This window comes from Pseudomonas oryzihabitans, from assembly GCF_032027545.1.
GTDB classification, from domain to species: Bacteria; Pseudomonadota; Gammaproteobacteria; order Pseudomonadales; family Pseudomonadaceae; genus Chryseomonas; species Chryseomonas oryzihabitans_F.
In genome coordinates this window covers 1-1,295 of sequence record NZ_JAVSJB010000074.1, presented here as the reverse complement: position 1 = coordinate 1,295, position 1,295 = coordinate 1, and the positions used below count along the sequence as shown (strand labels likewise).

Annotated in this window: 4 protein-coding genes; 3 read left to right on the top strand and 1 reads right to left on the bottom strand. The window is 52.4% G+C overall.

The features are described 5' to 3' along the window. From RND78_RS27750 to nadS, 3 genes are all read left to right on the top strand, one after another. Positions 1-206: transposase (locus tag RND78_RS27750; RefSeq protein ID WP_312733438.1), on the top strand; the 206-nt coding region annotated here is incomplete at its 5' end. A gap of 42 nt (positions 207-248) precedes the next feature. Continuing rightward, on the top strand, positions 249-581 hold the full coding sequence (locus tag RND78_RS27745) for a type II toxin-antitoxin system RelE/ParE family toxin (protein ID WP_409457154.1): 333 nt from the start codon (positions 249-251) through the stop codon (positions 579-581). A 1-nt stretch (position 582) separates the two neighbouring features. After that, entirely contained in the window at positions 583-867 is a 285-nt protein-coding gene (nadS, locus tag RND78_RS27740; protein ID WP_312733437.1) for a NadS family protein, read from the top strand. Positions 868-928: 61 nt separating this feature from the next. On the opposite strand, the gene RND78_RS27735 is transcribed toward nadS, so the two are convergent. Then, positions 929-1,150, bottom strand: coding sequence for a hypothetical protein (locus tag RND78_RS27735; protein ID WP_312733436.1), 222 nt, complete (start codon positions 1,148-1,150; stop codon positions 929-931). Positions 1,151-1,295: the final 145 nt, after the last annotated feature.

Genomic DNA, 1,295 nt, shown 5'->3' with positions numbered 1-1,295 from the left:
GACTGCCAAGGCGGTTCGACCGCCCGAAATACCGGCAGCACAACATCATCGAGAGGATGTTTGGCTGGCTGAAGGAGAGTCGCAGGATCGGTACTCGCTACGACAAGCTGGCAAAAAGTTTTGCTTCGATGGTCACGCTGGCTTGCGCGCTGCGCTGTTTACGCCAGTATTTTCGTACAGAACCTAGAAAAGGCTGGCCTTTCTGATGTCGAAGGTGTACCATGTACACCTATACGAAAGGAATAGTCATGAGCAACGGGATTGAGTTCATCGAGACATTGATCTTCACCCGGCAGATCCGGGAGATCGCCACGGACGAAGAACTTCGGCAGCTGCAGCTCGACTTGCTCAACACCCCGGACAAAGGCGATCTCATTCAGGGCACTGGCGGCCTGCACAAAGTACGGATGGCCACAGGTCATCGCGGCAAGAGCGGCGGCTCACGCGTGATCTACTTCCTGGCCACCGCCGAGGTGATCTACCTGGTGCTGGCCTATCCGAAAAGTGTCAAAGACTGCCTAACCGCCGCTGAAAAAGGTGAGTTGAGGCAACTGGTCAAATTATTAAAAGGCGAGGTGTGACATGAGCTTTTTTAACGAATTGAAAGACTCCATGACCGAGGCCGTCGACATTAAGCAAGGCACCCGCGTGGCTACCCGGAGTACACGCTTGGAGCGGGCTGACGTGAAGGCCATTAGAACCCAGCTTGATGTGTCGCAAGACCAGATGGCCGAGGCGCTTGGGACCAGCGTCGATACCATTAAGAGCTGGGAGGCCGGACGGCGCAATCCGACCGGATTGGCGGCTAAAGTATTGGCAACCATCCAAGCCAACCCCAGTTTCTTTCATGAGCTGGCCACACATTAAACGAGCAATTTGGGCGGGGCTGGTGAATAGACCCACGCTGTACAAAAGGCCTGGTTCGTTGTTAGGGACGTTCCAGGCCTTTGAGTGCCTGCCACGAAATAATAACCACCTCAGTGGCGCCGAACTCTTCTTTCAGAAGCTCGCAGACCATTTCCAAATCCGACCCATACTCGATGGCGTTAATCATAGGGACAAGAGAACCCAAGTCCACGACCGTCATCCCCATGGTCGCTTTAAAACTCACATAGTAAAGAAAATTTGGAATATGGTTAATCATTTTCATTAATAAATGTCACCAGTTAGCCTGGGATAAAGACGAGCTTTCGGTAATCATATACGTAATTCCAAGCCAGGAGCGCGCGGAGATACGTAGGATTAGCGTAATCAGCGGGCAACCGTATCTGCAAATAGACATAGCTTCTCCACCA